The organism is Neisseria weaveri, assembly GCF_900638685.1.
GTDB lineage: Bacteria > Pseudomonadota > Gammaproteobacteria > Burkholderiales > Neisseriaceae > Neisseria > Neisseria weaveri.
Genome location: NZ_LR134533.1, coordinates 186652 through 208524, shown reverse-complemented (window position 1 = coordinate 208524; position 21873 = coordinate 186652). Strand labels below are relative to the sequence as shown.

Genomic DNA, 21873 nt, shown 5'->3' with positions numbered 1-21873 from the left:
AGATGTCTAAAACGGTTAAATTACATGCCGAAGGTCAAGAGGTTTTAGAGCTGCCAGTTTTGGAAGGTACTTTAGGTAATGATGTAGTAGATATCCGTGCTTTCACAAAAGGTACCGGTATGTTTACATTCGATCCGGGTTTTGTTTCTACTGCAAGCTGTGAATCTAAAATTACCTTTATTGATGGTGATAAAGGTCAACTTTATTATCGTGGCTATCCAATTGAGCAGCTTGCTGAAAGTAGCGACTATTTGGAAACATGCTATTTGTTGATTTACGGAGAGTTGCCGACTGCACAACAGAAAGCGGAGTTTGAGCACACAGTATCTCGTCATACTATGCTTCATGAACAATTAACCTGGTTCTTCCGCGGTTTCCGTCGTGATGCTCACCCTATGGCGATGATGGTTGGTGTTGTTGGTGCATTGGCTGCTTTCTATCAAGACAGTTTAGACATTTCAAATGCAGACCATCGCCGCATTGCTGAATATCGTTTGATTTCCAAGATTCCTACGATTGCAGCAATGTGTTATCGTTATTCTAATGGCTTGCCATTTAATTACCCACGTAATGATTTATCTTACACTGCAAACTTCATGCATATGATGTTTGCGACTCCTTGCGAAGAGTACAAGCCAAATCCTGTGTTAGTACGTGCTTTGGATCGTATTTTCATTTTGCATGCTGATCATGAGCAAAATGCGTCTACTTCTACTGTTCGTTTGGCAGGTTCTTCCGGTGCGAATCCGTTTGCATGTATTGCAGCAGGTATTGCCAGCCTGTGGGGGCCTGCACATGGTGGTGCTAACGAAGCTGTGTTGAAAATGTTGGATGAAATTGGTGATGTTTCCAATGTTGCATCTTTCATGGAGGGTGTTAAAGAACGTAAATACCGCTTGATGGGCTTTGGTCACCGCGTATACCGTAACATGGATCCGCGTGCAAGTATCATGCGTGAGACTTGCTATGAAGTATTGAAAGAGTTGGGGTTAGAAAATGATCCTAAATTCAAGTTGGCAATGGAGTTGGAACAAATTGCATTGAATGATTCATATTTCGTAGAACGTAAATTGTACCCGAATGTAGACTTCTATTCAGGTATCGTATTGTCTGCATTGGGTATTCCTGTTTCAATGTTTACAGTAATCTTTGCATTGGCACGTACTGTAGGTTGGATTTCACATTGGCATGAAATGATCGCAGATCCTAATCAGAAGATTGGTCGTCCTCGTCAACTGTATACAGGCTCTCCGCGTAGAGACTACGTTTCGGTTGATAAGCGATAAAATTATTTATTTGAAGCACAAAATGGCGGAAACTAATTTCCGCCATTTTATTGTTATTTTTTATTGGGCATTTTTATTTCCTCATTGTAGTTAAATTACTTTTAAATCAATGGAGAAAATATTAGCAAACCTGATATACCAAGAGTAGAATATACATATTCAAAAATGGATACTTTCATTTTCGAAAAGCTACTTTCTATTTATACCAACAAAGGGCAAAAGCCATGATGGACGAAAAACTAAATTTTTCTTATTTATTTGGGTCCAATGCACCTTATATTGAAGAATTATACGAAAATTATTTAAATGATCCTCAATCAGTAGACGAACGCTGGAGAAACTATTTTACCGACTTGGCAGCACAGCCTGGCTTTGTTGACCGCGATGTTGCGCATCGTCCGATTCAGGAGTCTTTTGCAAACTTGGCAAAAACTCGTGCAACCGCTGCGATTTCTGGGGCTTTGGATGAGTCCATGTTGAAAAAGCAGGTTGGCGTATTGCGCATGATTTCTGCGTATCGTATCCAAGGTGTGGGTGCTGCACAGTTAGATCCTTTAAAACGTATGCCTCCTCGTAATTTAGATGCATTGGATCCTAAATTCCATGGTTTGACCGATGCTGATATGGCTGTGCAATTCAGCGTAGGAGAGGGAGATTTTTCAGGCAAAGATAAAATGACTTTGTCTGACATTGTGAGTAAATTGAAACAAACGTATTGCGGCCATATTGGTGTGGAATATATGTATATCGCCAATACTGACGAGCGTCGTTGGATTCGCAATTATTTTGAAGGTTCTTTGTCTACTCCTAATTTTAATGCAGAACAAAAACGCTATATTCTCAAGCAAATTACAGCAGCTGAGACGATGGAGCGTTATCTGCATACCAAATATGTGGGTCAGAAACGTTTTTCTGTTGAAGGTGGTGAAAGCTCCATCGCAGGTTTAAATTACTTGATTCAAAATGCCGGTAAAGATGGTGTTGAAGAAGTGATTATCGGGATGGCTCACCGAGGCCGTCTGAATGTTTTGGTTAATACTTTAGGTAAAAAACCAGGCGATTTATTTGCTGAATTTGAAGGCCGAGCTGCCGCAACTTTGCCGAGTGGTGATGTTAAGTATCACATGGGTTTCAGCTCTGATATTGCTACACCGAACGGCCCGATGCATGTAACTTTGGCTTTTAACCCTTCACACTTGGAAATTGTGAATCCTGTTGTTCAGGGTTCTGCAAGAGCCAAACAACGCCGTCGCGGTGAAGAAGGTTACGATCAAGTTTTGCCTGTTTTGATTCATGGTGATTCGGCCTTTATTGGTTTAGGTGTCAATCAGGCGACATTCAACCTATCCAAAACACGTGGTTACACCACGGGTGGCACTATTCATATTGTTATTAACAACCAAATCGGTTTTACAACTTCTGATACGCGCGATGTACGCTCAACCGTTTACTGTACCGATATCGCAAAAATGGTTGAAGCCCCGGTGTTCCATGTAAATGGTGATGATCCTGAAGCCGTGTGCTTTGTGGTTCAAGCTGCTTTGGATTACCGCAAGCAATTTGGTAAAGACGTAGTCATCGATTTGGTATGCTTCCGCAAATTGGGTCACAATGAGGGCGACGATCCTACGTTGACTCAGCCGATGATGTATAAAAGAGTTGCACAGCATCCGGGAACCCGTGCTTTATATGCTGAAAAGTTAGTGAAAGAAGGCGTTATTAAAGCCGAAGAGGCTGAATCTTATATCCAAGAATATCGCGCAGCTTTGGATAAAGGCGAGCATGTTGAGCAAACCCGCTTAACGGATTATGCAAGCAAACACCGTGTCGATTGGTCTAAGTATCAAGGTCAAGATTGGCGTGAAAAAGTAGAAAGCGGTTTGCCGGCGGCAGATATTCAGCGATTGGCCGATAAGTTTACTGCCGTTCCCGAAGGTTTTGCGTTGCACAATACGGCTAAACGTGTTTTAGAAGCGCGTAAAGCAATGGCAGCAGGAACTCAACCTATCGATTGGGGTATGGCTGAAACTATTGCCTACGCAAGTCTGGTAACCAATGGTACAGGCGTGCGTATTTCTGGTGAAGATTCAGGCCGCGGCACTTTCTCACACCGCCATGCGGTATTGCACGATCAAAAACGTGAGAAAAATGATGACGGTGCTTATATTCCGTTGCGCCATATGTCTGAAGGCCAAGCTCCATTTATCGTTATCGATTCTATCTTGAATGAAGAAGCTGTGATGGCTTACGAATACGGCTTTGCTTGCTCAGCTCCGGATAAATTGACGATTTGGGAAGCTCAATTCGGTGACTTTGCCAATGGTGCCCAAGTGGTGATTGACCAATTTATTTCTTCCGGTGAAACCAAATGGGGACGCCTGTGCGGTTTAACTACTATCTTACCGCATGGTTATGATGGCCAAGGCCCTGAACACTCTTCGGCGCGTTTGGAGCGTTGGTTGCAGTTATGTTCGGAAGAGAATATGCAGATTGTGATGCCGTCTGAAGCTTCGCAAATGTTCCATATTCTGCGCCGTCAAGCCTTGCGCTCATACCGTAAGCCGTTGGTTATCTTTATGTCTAAACGTTTACTGCGTTTCAAAGACTCTATGAGTGATTTGAAAGACTTTACCGAAGGCTCAACTTTCCGTTCGGTTATCAGTGATGATGCAGAGCGTGACAACAGCAAAGTGAAACGCGTTATTCTGTGTGCAGGTCAAGTTTATTATGATCTGGTTGCCGGTCGTGCTGAACGTAATTTGACTGAAGAAATCGCAATTGTACGTGTTGAACAGCTGTATCCTTTCCCATATGCCGAAGTTCAAGCAGAGTTGCAGAAATATCCGAATGCTAACGATATCGTTTGGGCACAGGAAGAACCGCGCAACCAAGGTGCATTCCACCAATTGCGTCACCGCATTGAGAAAATCTTGGGTGAACAGCAAAAACTGAGCTATGCAGGTCGTCCTGCAAGTGCTTCTCCTGCCGTAGGCTACATGAGCAAACATGTGGCTCAGTTGAAGCAGTTGGTTGAAGATGCAATGAATTTGAACTAATTAGTATGATGCCGTCTGAAAATATAAATTTTCAGATGGCCTTACCACCACTGGAGAATAAAATGATTGTTGAAGTAAAAGTACCTGTTTTATCTGAAAGCGTTTCAGAAGGCACATTGATGAGCTGGCATAAAAAAGTCGGCGAATATGTTGAGCGCGATGAAATTCTGATTGATGTAGAAACCGACAAAGTGGTTTTGGAAGTTCCTTCACCGCAAGCAGGTGTATTGGTTGAAATTATTGCACAAGACGGCGAAACCGTAGTGGCTGAACAACTGTTGGCCAAGATTGATACCGAAGCTAAAGCAGAAGCTTCAGCACCTGCCGCTGAAGCCAAACCGACTGAAGCTCCTGCTGCAGCTCCTGCAGCATCTAATGCTCAAGCCGGAGTAGCTATGCCTGCTGCTGCCAAATTGGCTGCTGAAAAAGGCGTAGATATTGCCGGTGTTCAAGGTTCAGGGCGTGATGGACGTGTATTGAAAGAAGATGTTCAAAATGCTGCCGCTACACCTAAAGCTGCTGCACCTGCCGTTTCCGTTCCAGCAGGCGCCCGTCCTGAGCAGCGTGTTCCGATGAGCCGTCTGCGTGCGCGTGTTGCGGAGCGTCTGTTGGCTTCCCAACAAGAAAATGCGATTTTGACCACGTTTAACGAAGTAAACATGAAACCGGTTATGGATCTGCGTGCCAAATACAAAGACAAATTTGAAAAAGAGCATGGCGTTAAATTGGGCTTTATGTCTTTCTTCGTTAAAGCTGCTGTTGCTGCTTTGAAGAAATATCCGGTATTGAATGCCTCTGTTGACGGCAACGATATTGTTTACCATGGTTACTTCGATATCGGTATCGCAATCGGCAGCCCGCGAGGTTTGGTTGTACCAATTTTGCGTGATGCGGATCAAATGAGCATTGCCGACATTGAAAAAGCCATTGTTGATTATGCGGTAAAAGCCAAAGACGGTAAGATTGCTTTGGAAGATTTGACCGGCGGTACTTTCAGCATTACTAATGGCGGTACTTTCGGTTCAATGATGTCTACTCCGATTATTAATCCGCCCCAATCTGCGATTTTGGGTATGCACGCCACTAAAGAACGTGCAGTGGTTGAAAACGGTCAAGTTGTAGTGCGTCCGATGATGTATCTGGCTTTGTCTTACGACCACCGCATCATTGACGGTCGCGAAGCCGTATTGACTTTGGTTGCCATTAAAGACGCGTTGGAAGATCCAGCACGCTTGTTGTTGGATTTGTAATCCACAATTTCAGACGGCCTCTCTTTTTAAGATGGCCGTCTGAAATATTTATTACTCTATGAACAGGCCGTCTGAAAGGTCTATATGCTCAGACGGCCTCATATTTAAAAAAAAACGCAAAGGATTAAAAATGTCTCAGTTTGACGTAGTAGTCATCGGAGCCGGTCCCGGCGGTTACATTGCTGCTATTCGTTCGGCTCAATTGGGTTTTAAAACTGCCTGTATCGATGCTGGCGTAAATAAGGCCGGTGATGCACCTGCTTTGGGCGGAACCTGCTTAAATGTGGGTTGTATCCCTTCAAAAGCACTGTTGCAATCTTCGGAGCATTTTCATGCAGCACAACATGATTTTGCCGAACACGGTATTACTGTCGGCGATGTGAAGTTTGATGCGGCTAAAATGATTGAGCGTAAAGACGCGATTGTTACTAAATTGACAGGCGGTATTAAATTTCTGTTCCAAAAAAACAAAGTGGAAAGTTTGTTTGGTAAAGGTTCTTTCAAAGGTAAAAACGGTGACCTTTATCAAATTGAAGTGGACAACAATGGCGAGAAATCCGTTGTAGAAGCCAAGCATGTAATTGTGGCTACAGGCTCCGTACCCCGTCCTCTGCCTCAAGTGGAAATCGACAATGTTAACGTGTTGGATAATGAAGGCGCGTTGAATCTGACAGCTGTTCCGGCCAAATTAGGCGTGATCGGTTCCGGCGTGATTGGCTTGGAGATGGGCTCGGTATGGAAGCGCGTAGGTGCCGAAGTAACGATCTTGGAAGCCGCTCCAACTTTCTTGGCCGCCGCAGATCAGCAGATTGCTAAAGAAGCATTCAAGGTGTTCACTAAAGAACAAGGTTTGGAAATTGAGCTGGGCGTAAAAATCGGTGATATCGTTAAAGGTGACAACAATGTAACCGTGAATTATGAAACAGCCAAAGGTGAAGCCAAAACAGAGATTTTTGATAAGCTGATTGTTTCTATCGGCCGTGTTCCAAATACAAACGGCTTGAATGTAGAAGCTGTAGGTTTGGAAAAAGACGAGCGCGGTTTCATTAAAGTGGACGGAGAATGCCGCACCAATCTGCCTAACGTATGGGCAATCGGCGATGTGGTACGCGGCCCGATGTTGGCACACAAAGCCAGCGATGAAGGCGTTGCAGTAGCCGAGCGCATTGCCGGTCAAAAACCGCATTTGGATTTCAACACTATCCCGTTTGTGATTTACACCGACCCCGAAATCGCATGGGTAGGTAAAACCGAAGAGCAACTGAAAGCCGAAGGCGTGGAATATAAAAAAGGTACTTCCGGCTTTGCTGCCAACGGTCGCGCTTTAGGTTTGGGCAAAGCCAAAGGTACGGTAAAAGTGTTGGCCTGTGCCAAAACCGACCGCGTATTGGGTGTTCACATGATCGGCCCGATGGTTTCCGAGTTGGTGGCCGAAGGCGTGATGAGTATGGAATTCTCTGCAAGTAGCGAAGACATCGCACGCATCGTTCATGCCCATCCTACTTTGTCTGAAGTATTGCATGAAGCATCTCTAGCGGTGGACAAACGTGCATTGCACGGTTAATTTGACCGCTTAAAGGCAAACCGCTTTGCGCTTGTAAAATGGTGCAGGGCGGTTTTTATTTTTCAGACGGCCTCTCAATGTAAGAAATTACGATAATGAATAAAGAATTACTGGGTATTTTATTTTTACCGGCGGGTGTAATCAGCATGTGTATGGCAGGTTTGTGGCAGATGTATGTCATGATCAGTGAAAGCCATACTTTGAACCGGTATAAAGATAAGCAGTTGGTGTGGGTGGTTGCGGCGTTATTTTTCAGTTTCAGTACAGCTGTATATTGGTTTTGTCCCAATGCGAGAAAAAAAGGCATCGTTTTTATTCTGTTGGGTGGTGGCGGCCTATTGATGTATGTTCTGGCTCGAATATGGTTGCCTTTCAGCAAGTAAAAGCGGACTGCTTTAATTTTCAGACGGCCTAACTGGTTTAAATTTGAATCCTATTATTTTGATTTTTAATATTTTTTGATTGAAAACAATAAATGCCTGGATAAGTGTGGGCTTTCACGATTATAGGCTGCCTTTACATAGTAAAACCTTTAAGATATATTGTGCAGGAGTCGGCTACTTCATGTTACATGAGAGCCGTAGTGTTCCAACATCAAATTTTACGGTGTCGCCAAACTTGTTTGTTGATGGCGGTTGCCGGATTTCCAAGAGGAGATTTTCATGACTGCCAACGTAGCAGAACGCGTACAACATGAAGGCTTGCGTGCCAAAATTATGCCGGCCGAGCAAGCTGCTGAATTTATCCGCCACGGTATGAATGTCGGCATCAGCGGCTTTACCGGTGCCGGTTATCCTAAAGCAGTTCCTGCTGCTTTGGCTCAACTCATGGAGGCTGCCCATGCACGCGGTGAAGATTTTACTATCGGTATGCTGACCGGTGCGTCAACAGCAGACGATTGCGATGGTGTTTTAGCGCGCGCAAACGGCATTGCTTTCCGTACGCCTTTCCAGTCTGATCCTACTTTGCGCAACCAAATCAATGCAGGTGCGGTGGATTATGTAGATGTTCATTTGTCTCACTTGGAGCAACAAGTACGTTTCGGCTTCTACGGTAAGATGGATGTTGCGGTAATTGAAGTAACCGGAATCTTGTCTGACGGTCGTGTGATCCCTTCTATGGGTGTAGGTACTAATAACCAATGGTTGAAATCGGCTGACAAAATCATTTTGGAAGTGAATAGCCGTCAAAATATTTTATTGGAAGGCATGCATGATATTCATCCGGATATCGGCGTTCCTCCGCACCGTAAACCGATTGCACTGACTGCGCCAGATGAGCGTATCGGTAGTCCTTATTTTGATGTGGACTTGAGCAAAGTTGTTGCCGTCGTGGTTACCGATTTGCCTGACCGTAATACAAAATTTGCCGAGCCGGACGATAATTCCAAGCGTATTGCTGCACAAATTATCGATTTCTTCTCGCATGAAGTAAAAATGGGTCGTTTACCGTCCAACTTGCTGCCTTTGCAATCCGGTGTAGGTAACGTTGCCAATGCCGTATTGGCCGGTTTGCAAGATGGTCCTTTCGATAACTTGACCGGCTATACCGAAGTATTGCAAGACGGTATGTTGGATTTGATTTTGAGCGGAAAAATGCTTTCTGCTTCAGCTACCGCGTTGTCATTCAGCCCGGATGCGTTAGACCGTTTCAACAACAACATCGAAAAACTGCGTTCAAAAATTATTTTGCGTCCGCAAGAAGTAACCAATCATCCTGAAGTTTCACGCCGCTTGGGTGTAATTGCCATGAATGCGATGATTGAGTGCGATATCTACGGTAACGTAAACTCCACTCATGTTATGGGTACTAAGATGATGAACGGTATCGGCGGCTCCGGCGACTTTGCCCGTAACGCATTCTTGTCATTCTTTGTAACGCCTTCAGTGGCCAAAGGTGGTGCAATTTCTTGTATCGTTCCGATGGTTTCTCACCATGATCATACCGAGCATGATGTGATGGTGTTGGTAACGGAGCAAGGTTTGGCTGATTTGCGTGGTAAATCTCCGCGTCAACGCGCTAAACTGATTATTGAAAACTGCGCACACCCTGACTATCGCGATATGTTGAAAGACTACTATGCACGTGCGGAAAAAGCAGGTGGCCTGCATACGCCCCATTTGTTGAATGAAGCTTTGTCTTGGCACCAGCGTTTTGTTGAAACCGGTGACATGCGTGTTAAATAATTCGTTATCTTTTAAATAATGAAAACACCCCCAACCGGTTTTCCGTTTGGGGGTGTTTTATAAAGTTTACTCATATTAACAATTTTTATGTCTTTAACGTATTAAGATGATATTGAATATGTAAGATTTGGTCTTATATAAAAAAGTAGTGGTATAGAATTATTATGATTTCACATTGCTTATTCAATGTGGAGCTGTGATGAACACACCACTTAAATGATATTATTTAATACAATATTCAGGAGGCTGCTATGAAACAAGATTTTGAAGCTCAAAAAGAAGTTTTGATGCGTGAAGTACGTTCGGTATTGGATGAAGCTGAAACTTTATTCAATAAAGGTGTAGAAAACGGTACTGAAGAAGCAAAAGAGTTGAAAGCCCGTTTGCAGGAAAAATTAAGCTCGGCAAAAGCCAAAATGCTGGATTTTGAAGAAGCAACCAGCTGCCGTGTAAAACATGCTGCCAAGCAGGCTGATCAATTGGTTCAAGACAAACCCTACTATGCAATGGGCTTTGCCGCATTGGCAGGTTTGGTAGTCGGTGTATTGTTGAACCGCAGATAATCTCTGCGATAAACAGAGGCCGTCTGAATAAGGCGGCTTTATTTTTATATATGCATAAATATATTGGAATAGGGTAAGGATTTAAATTGAAGAGTGTTTCCGGATCATCGATTTTTATGTTCGGTATCTATTGTTAGCATCGGTACGCAAAGCACGGGAAATTTAAGTTTTTGGTCATACAATATAAATCTTGCATAGGAACACACACAGCATCATTTAATAAGGGATTGGATTATATGAGCTTGGACAGAAAAATAAGTCATTTGAAAGCCATTGCCAACCACGGTTTGGATTTAATTGCGTTGCGCTTGCAGATTCTGGGTTTGGATCTTACCGGACAGATGGGCAGTTTGATTCGTTTGTTGGCAGTTATCGCTTTAAGTTCGGTTTTGGGATTGACTGCCATGATCAGTTTGTTGTTCGGTCTCAATCAGGTTTTAAGTGAAGAGGCAAAATTGTGGGTGTTTTTCAGTGTGCCTGCGGTTTGTCTTTTGGTTTTGCTGCTTGCTTGGATTTACGCTTGGCGTTCGTGGGGCAATGCCCGCAACCAATTGTTGGAAACTTTGGATGATTTGAAACAGGATATTGTTTCTTTGAGAAGCACCGATAGCCAGCAACGTAAGCTGAACCGGCCGGAGGAAATGTAATTATGACGAAGATGACCGTAAAAGAACAAAGGGAGTTGCTGCAACTGCAGGCACGATTGGTGCGTTTGAAAATATCGACCGAGCATTTACGGGCGAAGAAGCAGGCGGAACAATCCGGAAATATTACCAATATGCTTTCGTTAAGCAATTTCAGCTTGCCTGATAATGTACTGCTTAAAGTGTTGGCTTTGCCGTTGAGCTGGAAAAACCGTGCATTATTGGGTACGGGGTGGTTTCTGTTTCAGCGTTTTTTGAAGAAGTAACAGAAATATCCATGCAATTAACTATGTGCCTTAGACGATATCAAGACTAGACGGCCTATGGCTGACGGTCTTGATATTTGTTTGTTTCGGCTGTATTAAATTTGCTGACGCGGTTTTAAAGTTTAAAATCATATCATTATTATTCTGTTAGGCCGTCTGAAAATTTGAGGCCGTCTGAAAATTATTTACAATTTAAAAAACAAATACAAACAAATTAAGGTTAATTATGTTCCGCAGTATCCACATCATAGACGGGCGCGTTTTATTTGATAAAGAACCACAATCTTGGCATGCGTTCAGTAAGGATTTGGATAAGCTCAAAATCCGACAACAGCATTTTGCCGGGCAGCATGTTACAGCGAGAACGGCTTTATTACAGGTGTTTGCCGATAAGTTGGAACAGAACCGCGACCGTTTGGCGGAAATGGTTTGCGCCGAAGTAGGGCGATGTTTGCGCGAATGCAAAGCAGAATTGGATAAATCGGTTGAATTGATCCGTTATTATGCGCGCTTGGCTCCTGAGTTGCTTGCCCACAAGACTATTGCCACCCAAGCCAGTTTGAGTCAGGTTCGTTTCGAGCCTTTGGGAACGGTCTTGGCCGTCATGCCGTGGAATTATCCTGTATGGCAGGTGTTGCGTTTTGCCGTGCCGGCTTTATGCACGGGAAATGCGTGTGCGGTCAAGCCGGCTCCCAGTGTTGCCGGTGTTACGGCAGCTTTGTTTGAATTGGTGGGGGATGATTTGCCTTTTATTCCTGCTTGGCTGGACGATGCGGATGTTTTGAAAGCGATTGAACACACTGATGCTATCGCTTTCACGGGCTCAACCCGTACCGGCAGAATACTTGCGGCGCATGCGGGATTGCATTTAAAGAAAACGGTTTTGGAGTTGGGCGGTAGCAATGCTTTTATCGTAATGCCGGATGCCGATTTGGTTCAAGCTGCCAAAGATGCCTGTTATTCGCGTTTTCGTGATGCGGGCCAGTCTTGTAATGCTGCCAAGAGAATTATTGTTACGGATGAGATTGCCGAAGAATTTGTTGCCTTATTTTTGGCTGAGTGTGCGAAATTAAAAATGGGTAATCCGATGGCTGCCGAAACGACTTTGGCACCGTTGCATAGGCCGGATCTCCGCGACAAAGTGCATAGTCAAGTTGAAGATGCTTTGGAAAATGGTGCGGTTGCTTTGTGTGGAGGTTATTTACCCGAAGAAAAGGGTTGTTTTTATCCTGCAACTGTTTTGGATAATGTGAGTCCAAAGTGCAGGGTTTATCATGAGGAAGTTTTCGGGCCGGTGGCCGTTTTGCTGCGCGCACGCGACAGACAGCATGCGGTTGAGTTGGCCAACGACAATCCGTTTGGTCTCGGTGCGAGTATTTATTCTGCAGACGTTACCCAAGCTTGGTATTGGGCGGAGCAGCTGCAGACCGGTGCGGTATTTATCAACCGCCATACCAGCAGCGATTTACGTCTGCCTTTCGGTGGGGTCAAAGCTTCGGGTTATGGGCGTGAGCTGTCGGAATTCGGCCTGTATGAATTTGTAAATGTAAAGTCTTATTGGCAAAAATAAAATGACAACATTACACAGTTGGATTGTTGGATTCGGTTTGGCAGTATCTGCCGTATCCGTTTATGCACAGCAGCAGGAAGTGTATTTCAACCAGAAAGGCCAGCCTACGGCAAAGACTTCGGCTGCGGCTTATGTCAGACAATATAAGGTCGACGGTAGCCGTGTATACGCACAGGATTTTTATTATCCTTCGTTAAAAAAATATTCCGATCCTTATCAAATACATTTGGAACAAGTTAAGCGGTTTGTTCCGGTTTTGGATGATGGGGTGTTGACTCTTTGGCATTTCAACGGGCAGAAAAAAATGGTGGGTCCGTATCGTAACGGCAAGCCGGACGGGGAATGGACCAATTGGTATCCAAACGGTCAGAAATCTGCGTCTATGCCGTATAAAAACGGTAAAAGCGACGGAGTCGGTTCGCGTTATTATCGAAACGGTAAAAAAGAAAGCGAAATTCATTTTAAGCAGGATAGGGCTAACGGTTATTGGCGCCAATGGTATTCGGACGGCAGACCGCGCACCGAAATGATGATGGTGAATGACAAGCCGGTCAGTATTGTCAGTTGGAATAATGATGGCCGTCTGCTTTCTGATATTGCGATCCATGAAGGCCGACGGAGCGGGATTATGTTGGATTGGTATGAAAGCGGTGCGAAACGCATGGAAGCGATTTACCAGAATGACGAGTTGATCAAACGCACGGTCTGGAATGAAGACGGTGGTGTGCTGTCTGAAGAATAATCATGATTGAATAGTGTAGTGTTTTGCAATGAGGCCGTCTGAAAATTTCAGACGGCCTTTCGATATTGGGTATGTTTTAACTTGAGTAAACTCGGCTTTTGTATAAAGCGGTAAGGCTGTCTATCGTTGGAGCAGGGTCAAACGATAAAACCGGATAATGTTTAAGCCGGCTGCCGAAAGAGTAGGTTGGGTGTAAAAAGGCCGTCTGAAATTTTCAGACGGCCTGATAAGTAACATTAATAGCTGGCTTTGATTAATTTATCGTTTTGATAGGTTTGCTGCTGCATAATATTGCCGTTATAGGCGTAAGTGGTTAATGTCCCGTTGATCGGGTGGGTTTTAAATGTCATCAAACGTTCGCGTGGCAGGATATAGGGATCGGTCCGTTTTTTGCTGTTGTCGCCGTAAAAGTCTTGGACGATATATTCATTGCCACGTTTTTTTATCAACTGACGGTAAAATCCTCCTTTAACGGCCAGGTCGCTGGTGCCGCCTTTGGCATCGAAATAGGTGATGATTTGTTCTTCAATCACATTAATGCCACTGTTGTCCGAGCCGGCGGGTTTGTTTTTCAGGCCTACAGGAATATTAATGGATGTTCCCAAGCCGACATGACTGCCGATGTTGGTGCCGAGCCCCAAACCTACGGATACGCCGGGCGTTCCGGCTGTACATGCGCAAAGCATAACGGTGATGGTACTGAGGGTAAGGTATTTCATAATCTCTCCTGACATGGGTATAGGGATAGTGCTACGGCCGAATTTTTTAGCAGTTTTAGTGCTTGTTTTTAAAGTATATCGGCATTTTGACATATCGGTCTATGCCGGAAAAGCAAATAAAAAAAGAGCATCAGTAAAGATGCTCTAAGCGGGTAAGGTTTTGTTATATTTAGTTAGTTAGATAGTTTTGGAGAATTTAATTTCTTTTACGATGCTCAGTTCAATAGCTTGACCGTTTTTGGTAGCCGGAGACATGGACTGGGTCTGCATCCATGACACCGCTTGAGAGTCAACTTCCTGAGAACCGCTGCTGCGGGTAATGCGGATGTTATTTACAGAACCGTCTTCTTTAATGGTAAAACGCATAGCCAAATTGCCACTGACCGGGCTGGTTGCTTCCGAAGCTTTTTGATAAAAAACGATATCTTTAGCCAATGTGGTTTGAGATAAACCCAATACAGTTAAAGCAACGGCAGTAGAGATAATGTGGCGGAATTTCATCGTTTCGCTCCTAAAGTTAAATCCTGAAATGCAGGTTTTTAATATGCTGCGGCAAAGGTTAATATTATTGATTTGGTATATTTTATTTTTTGGTTTTTGAAATAATTAATTTTGGAATACTTCCGTTAATTATTTTTGGCTATTTTGTGATTAATTTTTTTTGGTTGCAATAGTTTCTATTAAAAATACTTCGACAAAAGGATTATTTTTTAGATAAGCGGTTTGTTTTTTGATAGCGGTAAAACGGCATTTTGAATATGAATAGTTTGATAAATTGTTGAAATTAATGGTTTATATATTTATGCATTTTGTGTTTTAACTTTTATTAAGCTATCTTTACGTTTTTTTTATGAATTTTGGATATTTTATCAATGTTGTTTTAATGTTACAGTAAAAAGGTAAATTAATTAATTTGCATATAAATTAATTGTTTGGGAAAAATAAGGTTTTGTTTGGAAGTCTGGATTGCCTGAATATCTATATTATAATGTCAGTCTTTATATCCACTAAATGACGATAGTTATCGGTTAAGTTTCGGGATACGGCATACGGAGCGAAGATGAAAAAGAAACTTAAATTTACAAAAATGCATGGCTTGGGCAATGACTTTATGGTGGTGGACGGTATCAGCCAAGTTTTTGATCCTTTGGCAGCTCCTTTAACCAAGTGGTCGAACAGGCATACCGGAATCGGTTTTGACCAGTTGCTTTTGGTAGAGAAAGCTTCTTCTGAAGCAGTGGATTTCCGCTACCGTATATTCAATGCCGACGGCAGCGAGGTGGAACAGTGCGGCAATGGTGCACGCTGTTTTGTACGTTTCGTGGCAGATAAACATTTGACCGATAAAAAAGAGATTGTGGTCGAAACTGCGAAAGGTATTATTTTCCCTAAGCTTGCCGATTCGGGATTGGTTATCGTGAATATGGGGCAGCCGAAGTTGAGGCCGTCTGAAATTCCCTTTGCGGCTATGGCGGAAGAGCCTGATGACGCGTTGGTTTATCAGGTAGTTCTTGGTTCGGATAAGGTTGGCGTTTCCTGTGTGAATATGGGCAATCCGCATGCTGTATTGGTGGTCGACGATGTTGCCTCTGCACCCGTAGACAGGCTTGGTGCTCAAATCGAGCCTCATATTCAGTTCCCTCAACGGGTAAATGTCGGATTTATGCAGGTGGTGGATAAGGAGCACATCCGCTTGCGTGTTTATGAGCGCGGTGTCGGTGAAACTCAGGCTTGCGGTACAGGAGCGTGTGCGGCTGTTGTTGCAGGCGTACGTTTGGGTCTGTTGTCAGCCGGCGTACCTGTACAGGTCAGCCTTCCGGGAGGGGAGCTGTTTATTGAATGGGCTCCGGGTCAAGATGTTATGATGACGGGGCCGGCAGAAACGGTCTTTGAGGGTGAAATCTTATATTGAAGCTGTGTGCAAACCGTTAGGTAGCGGGCTTGCAGACGGATGTTGGAAGTGGCGGCGGTCGGGCGGTTTTGCGGCTGCTTTATTATGCAATATCGGTAATTTGTAGCAGTATCGGGTTGATGTTGATGATGGATTTAAATTTCTGGCTGGCCGGCTTGTATATCGTGGTCTTTTTAGCGGCGGCATTCCGTGCAGGAGAGTTCCAGTGGTTGTGGGCTTCGGTGTTGCTGTGGCTAGGTGTTGGCATTATCGGCGCAAAGTTGTTGCCAGGCATTTGGGGAATTACTCGCTTGAGTCCGCTTTATCTTCCCCATTTGTATGTTACGCTGGGCAGCCTGTTTTTCTTTTTAAACCGCTGGAAAAAAACGGAACAGCCGGGTGGCTGGCATTTTGAAGGCGGGTCGGTGTTTTTAAGCCTGTTTGCCGTTAGCAATGTATTGCTCAGTTTGGTGTTTTTATTATTTGGTGTGATGGTTTGGTATCAGTTTCCAAACGGTATTACGGCCTATATTGCTGCGGCGATGTTGAATATTTATGTTTTAAAGCCGGGGTATTGGTTTATTGCACAAGCGGTTTTGATGTCTGTGTTTTATCTGCACCGCTCGGTTATTATGAAGCAGTCGCCGCATTATTTCAGCAGTAAACAGTTGAATGCGGGTTTGATGTTAGCCGCACTTTTTCAGACGGCCTCAATCGTATTGAATTTATTGGAAGTACGTTATTGAGCATTTAAAACCAAAAGTTATAAGTAAAGAGACAAGTGCTATTGGTTTTTTGTTTTTTTACAGGTTATGATTCAGGCTGTATCTGATTTTATTTTATGGAGCCCGACACGATGAATATCGCAAACAGTATTACGGATTTAATCGGCAATACCCCTTTGGTACAATTGAACCGCCTGACTGAAGGTTTGCCCGGACGCGTAGTGGCAAAACTGGAGTTTTTTAATCCCGGCAACAGCGTGAAAGACCGTATTGCCGCGTCTATGATCGAGGCTGCCGAACAGGAAGGTAAGATCAATAAAAATACCGTGATTGTCGAGGCAACCAGTGGTAATACCGGTATCGGTTTGGCTATGGTTTGTGCTGCCAAAGGATACAAGCTGGCAATTACCATGCCGGAAAGCATGAGTAAAGAGCGGCGTATGTTGTTGCGGGCTTTCGGAGCAGAATTGATTTTGACGCCTGCGGCAGAGGGTATGGGTGGTGCAATTGCCAAGGCTCAGGCTTTGGTAGATGAAAATCCGAACACTTATTTTATGCCGCGCCAATTTGATAATGAGGCCAATCCGAAAATCCACCGTGAGACGACCGCAGAGGAAATTTGGCGCGATACCGACGGACAAGTGGATATTTTTGTAGCCGGTGTCGGTACCGGAGGTACGGTAACCGGTGTGGGCGAAGTTTTGAAATCACGTAAAGAGTCGGTTCAAATTGTGGCTGTGGAGCCTCAAGCCTCTCCGGTTTTGAGTGGCGGCGAGAAAGGTCCTCATCCGATTCAAGGTATCGGCGCAGGGTTTGTTCCGAGTGTTTTGAATACCGGTGTTTACGATGAAGTGATCCAAGTGCCGAATGAGGCAGCGTTTCAAACTGCGCGCCTGATGGCTGAAAAAGAAGGTATCTTGGTGGGTATTTCTTCCGGTGCGGCAGTGTGGAGTGCATTGCAGTTGGCTGCAAAACCTGAAAACGAAGGCAAATTGATTGTGGTTTTGATTCCTTCTTATGGCGAACGTTATTTGTCTACGCCGCTTTTTGCAGATTTGGCTTAAATTGCCTTAATACAAAGAAAAATAAGCGATACGCCGTGTTTTACACGGCGCTTGCCGGTGTCGGAGTGGCAGGTGTAGGCGGTTTCAAATGTTGCAATTAAGCTGATTTTTCATCCGTTTATTCGCAAGAATTTGGATTAAGGTTTAAATCTGATTATAATAGCCCGTATGAAAAAGCAAATTCCTTTACTTATCTTATTGGCTGCTTTGGCAGGTTGTGAAACGGTTTACCTTCCGACGCTGAAGCAGGTTCCTGTATACCAAAGCGACAGTCAGATTGAGAAGCCCCGTGCTTACCGATTGTCTCAAACGCATTGGGCGGACGTTTCCAAAATCCGTGACGAGGCAACGCGCTTAAGCTATCAGGTCAGCCAAGGCGAGATTACCAAAGTGCAGGCGGCTCAGTATTTGAACCGTTTCCGTATCCGTTTGGTGGGGCGCAACAGCGTGGATGACAGTATGTATGAGGTTTATCTGCGTTCTGCGGTTGACAGTCAAAGAGGAGCGATTACGACTGCGCAATCCAAACTATACATTCAAAATGCACTCAAAGGCTGGCAGCAGCGTTGGCCTAATATGAGTGCCAAGCCTTCTAACCCTGCATTCACCAACTTCTTGATGGAAGTGATGCATATGAAACCTTTGCAATAAGTAAAAGGCTTGTGTATTTGATTACGGTAAAAAGGCCGTCTGAAATTCAGACGGCCTTTTTTTATTGTTTGTTGTACAGATAATTAAACATAGATTATATTTGACATTATTATTAAATGTATAGTTACTTTAATTATTTATAGGTGTCAAATGAGTATCAAACAATGGCCGGAAGGTGAGCGCCCGCGTGAGAAATTGTTGGAGCGGGGTGCTGCTGCTTTGAGTGATGCCGAATTGCTGGCGGTTTTATTGCGGGTCGGGACGCGCGGCATGAGTGCGGTGGATTTAGCACGTTATTTGCTGAATGAATTTGGCAGTTTGGGGAACTTGTTGAGTGCGGAGGCAAAAGTATTATCGCGTTATAAGGGAATGGGGCTGGCCGGTTATACGCAGTTTGCCGTAGTCCGTGAAATAGGAAGGCGGGTTTTGAGTGAGGAATTACGGCAGCAGCCTGTGTTTACTTCGCCTGAAAATGTGTTGGATTTTTTGCGTTTGCAGTTGGGTTTGGAGAAGGTTGAAGTCAGTATGGTGTTGTTCCTGAATCAGCAAAACCAGTTGATTGCAGAACGGGAGCTTAGCCGGGGTACGGTATCGGAAAATACGGTTTATGTTCGGGAGGTCGTGAAGCTTGCTTTGGATCAACATGCGGCTTCGATTATTTTAGCGCATAATCATCCGGGCGGTTCTCCCGAGCCGTCGCCGGAAGATGTTGCTTTTACCAAGCGTTTGCGGCAGGCGTTGGAATTGGTGGATGTGCGGTTGCTGGATCATTTTATTGTTACCGCGCAACGGGCGGTTTCGTTTGCCGAACGCGGCTTGCTGTAGTGGTTAAAGCATTGAAGTTTGGCTGTTTGTGTTTTTGCAGAATGGGGTTTCAAGCGGGCCGTCGAGTATGAATGTCATTTGATTGACTATATAATGGCGTTTTCAGACGGCCTTTGACGTATATGCTGACTTTGGAACACTTGGATTTTGACAGGAAACATATTTGGCATCCTTACACTTCGATGATTCGCCCTTTGCCGGTGTATCCGGTTGCCTCCAGTAACGGGATGTACTTGACCTTGGCTGACGGGCGCAGGCTGATAGACGGCATGTCTTCTTGGTGGTGTGCGCAACATGGATACAATCACCCGGAATTGGTCGAAGCGGCCAAAAAACAGTTGGACATTATGCCGCATGTGATGTTTGGCGGTATCACACATGAGCCTGCGGTTGAATTGTGCCGGGAATTATTAGCGGTTTTGCCGCAAGGTTTGGAATGTATTTTTTTGGCGGATTCCGGTTCTGTTGCGGTGGAAGCCGCATTAAAAATGGCTTTGCAGTATTGGCATGCGCGGGGTGAGCCGAGAAGCCGTTTTCTAACCGTTTCCTGCGGCTATCACGGCGATACGTTCGGCGCAATGAGTGTTTGCGATCCGATTAATTCTATGCACACGCTTTATAAGCGTTTTCTTCCCGAACATATTTTTGCAGCCGCGCCGCAAAGCCGTTTCGGCGGTGTGTGGCAGCCGGAAGATATCCTGCCTTTTCAGACGGCCTTGGAAGCCGGGCATCACAATATCGCCGCCGTTATTTTGGAGCCGGTTTTGCAGGGTGCCGGCGGTATGCGCGCTTATCATCCCGAATATCTCCGTCAAGTTAAGAAACTGTGCGATGAGTACGGCATTTTGCTGATTTTAGATGAAATTGCCACAGGATTCGGACGTACGGGCAAATTGTTTGCCTGTGAGCATGCCGATGTGGTGCCGGATATTATGTGTATTGGCAAGGCATTGACCGGCGGTATGATGACGCTGTCGGCCACCATTACCCGCCGTCATGTGGCGGAAACCTTATGCGGCGGCGAGGCAGGCGTGTTTATGCACGGTCCGACATTTATGGGTAATCCTTTAGCCTGTGCGGTAGCCGCAGCCAATTTGAAGATTTTGAAACGCGGACACTGGCAGCAACAAGTTGCGGCCATCGAACAGCATTTTCAGACGGTTTTACCCAAATTTTCGGCTTATCCGGAAGTGGCTGATGTGCGTATTATCGGCGCAGTCGGCGTAGTGGAAACGCGAAGGCCGGTAGATATGGCGGCCATGCAGGCGTTTTTTGTCGAGCAGGGCGTATGGATACGGCCGTTTGGCAAATTGGTCTATTTGATGCCGCCGTATATCATTCAACCCGACGAATTGAAAACATTAACCGATGCAGTCGAACAAGCGGTCCAACGACCTGATTTGTTTGCTGTTTGAATGAACGAAATTACAGATAAACCGTATTGCATGGCAGTTGGAATCCGGTTTGTCGATTGAGAGCAAAGGAAAAGTAATTATGGATTTAACGGAAACCAAAATCAGCTCCGAGCCGATTTTCGAAGGAACTTTTTTAACCATCAGCCGCGATAAAATCCGCCTGCCCAACGGCAAGGAAAGCAGCCGCTTGGTTGCCCGCCATCCCGGAGCGACTTGCGTGCTGGCGGTAACCGATGACGACAAAGTAATTTTAGTGCGCCAATGGCGTTACGCTTTGGGCAAACCGTTGCTGGAATTGCCGGCAGGGAAGTTGGATGTGGACGGGGAAGACACTGAAGCCTGCGCTTTGCGCGAGCTGGAAGAGGAAACCTGTTACCGTGCCGAGCGGGCAAAATTGGTGCACACTTTCTATACTGCGCCCGGTTTCTGTGATGAAAAAATGTATCTCTATTTGGCCGAAGGTATCAGCGAAGGCAGCAGCTTGGAAAACGATGAAGACGAATTTACCGAAACCGTATTGATGAGTCGCGAAGAAATCAAAGCGGCCATTCTCAATAATGAAATCGAAGACGGAAAAACACTGGTCGGCCTGCAATATTGGTTGTTGAACAGCTGATTTTTCAGACGGCCTCAATGAGAATATGTCGGAGACAAACATGAAGATTGTGCCGGTTCGGGCATTTCAAGACAATTATATTTGGTTGCTGCAAGAAGGCGGTAAAGCGGTTTGCGTCGATCCCGGAGAGGCCGGGCCTGTATTGGCTTATCTGAAACAGCACGGCTTGGCGTTGGAGCAGATCTGGATTACCCATCATCATCATGACCATATCGGCGGCATTGCCGGGTTGCTGGAGTCTTTTCCGCAATGCCGTATATTCGGCAACCACGATATTGGTGCGGCGGACAATCAAGTTGCCGAAGGAAGCCGTTGGCAGTGGGAAAATTGCAGCGTAGAGGTGTGGGAAACATACGGCCATACCGATTCCCATCTCAGCTATATTGTTTCTGTTTCCGACAATAAACATGTATTCTGCGGCGATACCTTATTCAGCGCGGGTTGCGGCCGGATTTTCACCGGAACGGCGCAGCAGATGTTTGCCAGTTTGCAGCGTTACCTGACCTTGCATGAAGCAACCCTGTTTTATCCGGCGCACGAATATACGGCGGCCAATTTGCGCTTTGCCGCACATATCGAGCCGGAAAACCAAGACATCGCACGTGCCGCTGCGTCTGAAAAAATGCCTACATTGCCGGTGCGTTTGGAGCACGAGTGTAAGGTTAATCCTTTCTTGCGGGTGCATGTGCTGGCGATTGCCCGGCGTGTTGAAGCCTTGTCGGGCAAAGCCTTGCATAACGACTTAGAGGTGTTTGCAGCGATGCGTGAATTAAAAAACCGTTTTTAAGCATAGAGCGAGGCCGTCTGAAAATTTCAGACGGCCTCAACTAATCCTCGAAC

General features: G+C 45.1%; 21 protein-coding genes. 19 read left to right on the top strand and 2 right to left on the bottom strand.

Annotated elements, in window-relative coordinates; translation table 11 throughout:
- Positions 1 to 2 precede the first annotated feature (2 nt).
- The 11 genes from gltA (at position 3) to EL309_RS00985 (ending at position 13127) form a co-directional block, all read left to right on the top strand.
- Positions 3 to 1286, top strand: a complete 1284-nt coding sequence (gltA, locus tag EL309_RS01035) for a citrate synthase (protein WP_004284109.1) — start codon at positions 3 to 5, stop codon at positions 1284 to 1286.
- 224 nt (positions 1287 to 1510) lie between these two features.
- Positions 1511 to 4342 (top strand): 2-oxoglutarate dehydrogenase E1 component, encoded by a 2832-nt coding sequence (locus tag EL309_RS01030; RefSeq protein ID WP_004284107.1) that lies wholly within the window; start codon positions 1511 to 1513, stop codon positions 4340 to 4342.
- Positions 4343 to 4404: 62 nt separating this feature from the next.
- Positions 4405 to 5592, top strand: coding sequence for a 2-oxoglutarate dehydrogenase complex dihydrolipoyllysine-residue succinyltransferase (odhB, locus tag EL309_RS01025; RefSeq protein ID WP_004284106.1), 1188 nt, complete (start codon positions 4405 to 4407; stop codon positions 5590 to 5592).
- A gap of 130 nt (positions 5593 to 5722) precedes the next feature.
- Positions 5723 to 7156 carry a dihydrolipoyl dehydrogenase gene (gene lpdA / locus EL309_RS01020; RefSeq protein ID WP_004284105.1) on the top strand — a complete coding sequence of 478 codons (1434 nt, stop codon included), beginning with the start codon at positions 5723 to 5725 and terminating at the stop codon, positions 7154 to 7156.
- Between the two features lie 95 nt (positions 7157 to 7251).
- Positions 7252 to 7539 carry a hypothetical protein gene (locus tag EL309_RS01015; RefSeq protein ID WP_004284103.1) on the top strand — a complete coding sequence of 96 codons (288 nt, stop codon included), beginning with the start codon at positions 7252 to 7254 and terminating at the stop codon, positions 7537 to 7539.
- A gap of 279 nt (positions 7540 to 7818) precedes the next feature.
- On the top strand, positions 7819 to 9342 hold the full coding sequence (locus tag EL309_RS01010; RefSeq protein ID WP_004284101.1) for an acetyl-CoA hydrolase/transferase family protein: 1524 nt from the start codon (positions 7819 to 7821) through the stop codon (positions 9340 to 9342).
- 251 nt (positions 9343 to 9593) lie between these two features.
- A complete protein-coding gene (locus EL309_RS01005) occupies positions 9594 to 9905 on the top strand; it encodes a DUF883 family protein (RefSeq protein WP_004284100.1) in 312 nt (103 codons plus the stop codon).
- A gap of 236 nt (positions 9906 to 10141) precedes the next feature.
- A complete protein-coding gene (locus EL309_RS01000; RefSeq protein ID WP_004284099.1) occupies positions 10142 to 10552 on the top strand; it encodes a phage holin family protein in 411 nt (136 codons plus the stop codon).
- Positions 10553 to 10554: 2 nt separating this feature from the next.
- The gene (locus tag EL309_RS00995; RefSeq protein ID WP_231987952.1) at positions 10555 to 10815 is read left to right on the top strand and encodes a hypothetical protein; all 261 of its coding nucleotides are present in this window, start codon (positions 10555 to 10557) and stop codon (positions 10813 to 10815) included.
- A gap of 226 nt (positions 10816 to 11041) precedes the next feature.
- Positions 11042 to 12385, top strand: coding sequence for an aldehyde dehydrogenase family protein (locus EL309_RS00990; RefSeq protein ID WP_004284097.1), 1344 nt, complete (start codon positions 11042 to 11044; stop codon positions 12383 to 12385).
- Position 12386: 1 nt separating this feature from the next.
- Positions 12387 to 13127 carry a toxin-antitoxin system YwqK family antitoxin gene (locus EL309_RS00985; RefSeq protein WP_004284096.1) on the top strand — a complete coding sequence of 247 codons (741 nt, stop codon included), beginning with the start codon at positions 12387 to 12389 and terminating at the stop codon, positions 13125 to 13127.
- Positions 13128 to 13363: 236 nt separating this feature from the next.
- Here the strand turns inward: EL309_RS00985 and EL309_RS00980 are convergent, their stop codons facing one another.
- Together EL309_RS00980 and EL309_RS00975 are read right to left on the bottom strand one after the other, a co-directional pair.
- Positions 13364 to 13846 (bottom strand): hypothetical protein, encoded by a 483-nt coding sequence (locus tag EL309_RS00980; protein WP_004285532.1) that lies wholly within the window; start codon positions 13844 to 13846, stop codon positions 13364 to 13366.
- A 177-nt stretch (positions 13847 to 14023) separates the two neighbouring features.
- Complete coding sequence (locus EL309_RS00975; protein ID WP_004284093.1) at positions 14024 to 14347, bottom strand: energy transducer TonB; 324 nt, start codon at positions 14345 to 14347, stop codon at positions 14024 to 14026.
- A gap of 559 nt (positions 14348 to 14906) precedes the next feature.
- On the opposite strand from EL309_RS00975, the gene dapF reads away from it, so the two are divergent.
- The 8 genes from dapF (at position 14907) to gloB (ending at position 21820) form a co-directional block, all read left to right on the top strand.
- Positions 14907 to 15758: a diaminopimelate epimerase gene (gene dapF, locus EL309_RS00970; RefSeq protein ID WP_004284091.1), complete on the top strand. Its 852-nt coding sequence runs from the start codon at positions 14907 to 14909 to the stop codon at positions 15756 to 15758.
- A 125-nt stretch (positions 15759 to 15883) separates the two neighbouring features.
- Entirely contained in the window at positions 15884 to 16483 is a 600-nt protein-coding gene (locus EL309_RS00965; protein ID WP_231987951.1) for a hypothetical protein, read from the top strand.
- A 110-nt stretch (positions 16484 to 16593) separates the two neighbouring features.
- Positions 16594 to 17526 (top strand): cysteine synthase A, encoded by a 933-nt coding sequence (gene cysK, locus EL309_RS00960; RefSeq protein ID WP_004284089.1) that lies wholly within the window; start codon positions 16594 to 16596, stop codon positions 17524 to 17526.
- A 168-nt stretch (positions 17527 to 17694) separates the two neighbouring features.
- Positions 17695 to 18177, top strand: coding sequence for a hypothetical protein (locus tag EL309_RS00955; RefSeq protein WP_004284088.1), 483 nt, complete (start codon positions 17695 to 17697; stop codon positions 18175 to 18177).
- Between the two features lie 150 nt (positions 18178 to 18327).
- Positions 18328 to 19002, top strand: a complete 675-nt coding sequence (radC, locus tag EL309_RS00950) for a RadC family protein (RefSeq protein WP_004284087.1) — start codon at positions 18328 to 18330, stop codon at positions 19000 to 19002.
- A gap of 122 nt (positions 19003 to 19124) precedes the next feature.
- Positions 19125 to 20417 carry an adenosylmethionine--8-amino-7-oxononanoate transaminase gene (gene bioA, locus EL309_RS00945; protein ID WP_004284086.1) on the top strand — a complete coding sequence of 431 codons (1293 nt, stop codon included), beginning with the start codon at positions 19125 to 19127 and terminating at the stop codon, positions 20415 to 20417.
- A gap of 79 nt (positions 20418 to 20496) precedes the next feature.
- A complete protein-coding gene (locus tag EL309_RS00940) occupies positions 20497 to 21033 on the top strand; it encodes an NUDIX hydrolase (RefSeq protein ID WP_040669842.1) in 537 nt (178 codons plus the stop codon).
- Between the two features lie 40 nt (positions 21034 to 21073).
- Complete coding sequence (gene gloB, locus EL309_RS00935; RefSeq protein ID WP_004284083.1) at positions 21074 to 21820, top strand: hydroxyacylglutathione hydrolase; 747 nt, start codon at positions 21074 to 21076, stop codon at positions 21818 to 21820.
- The last annotated feature ends 53 nt before the right edge of the window (positions 21821 to 21873 follow it).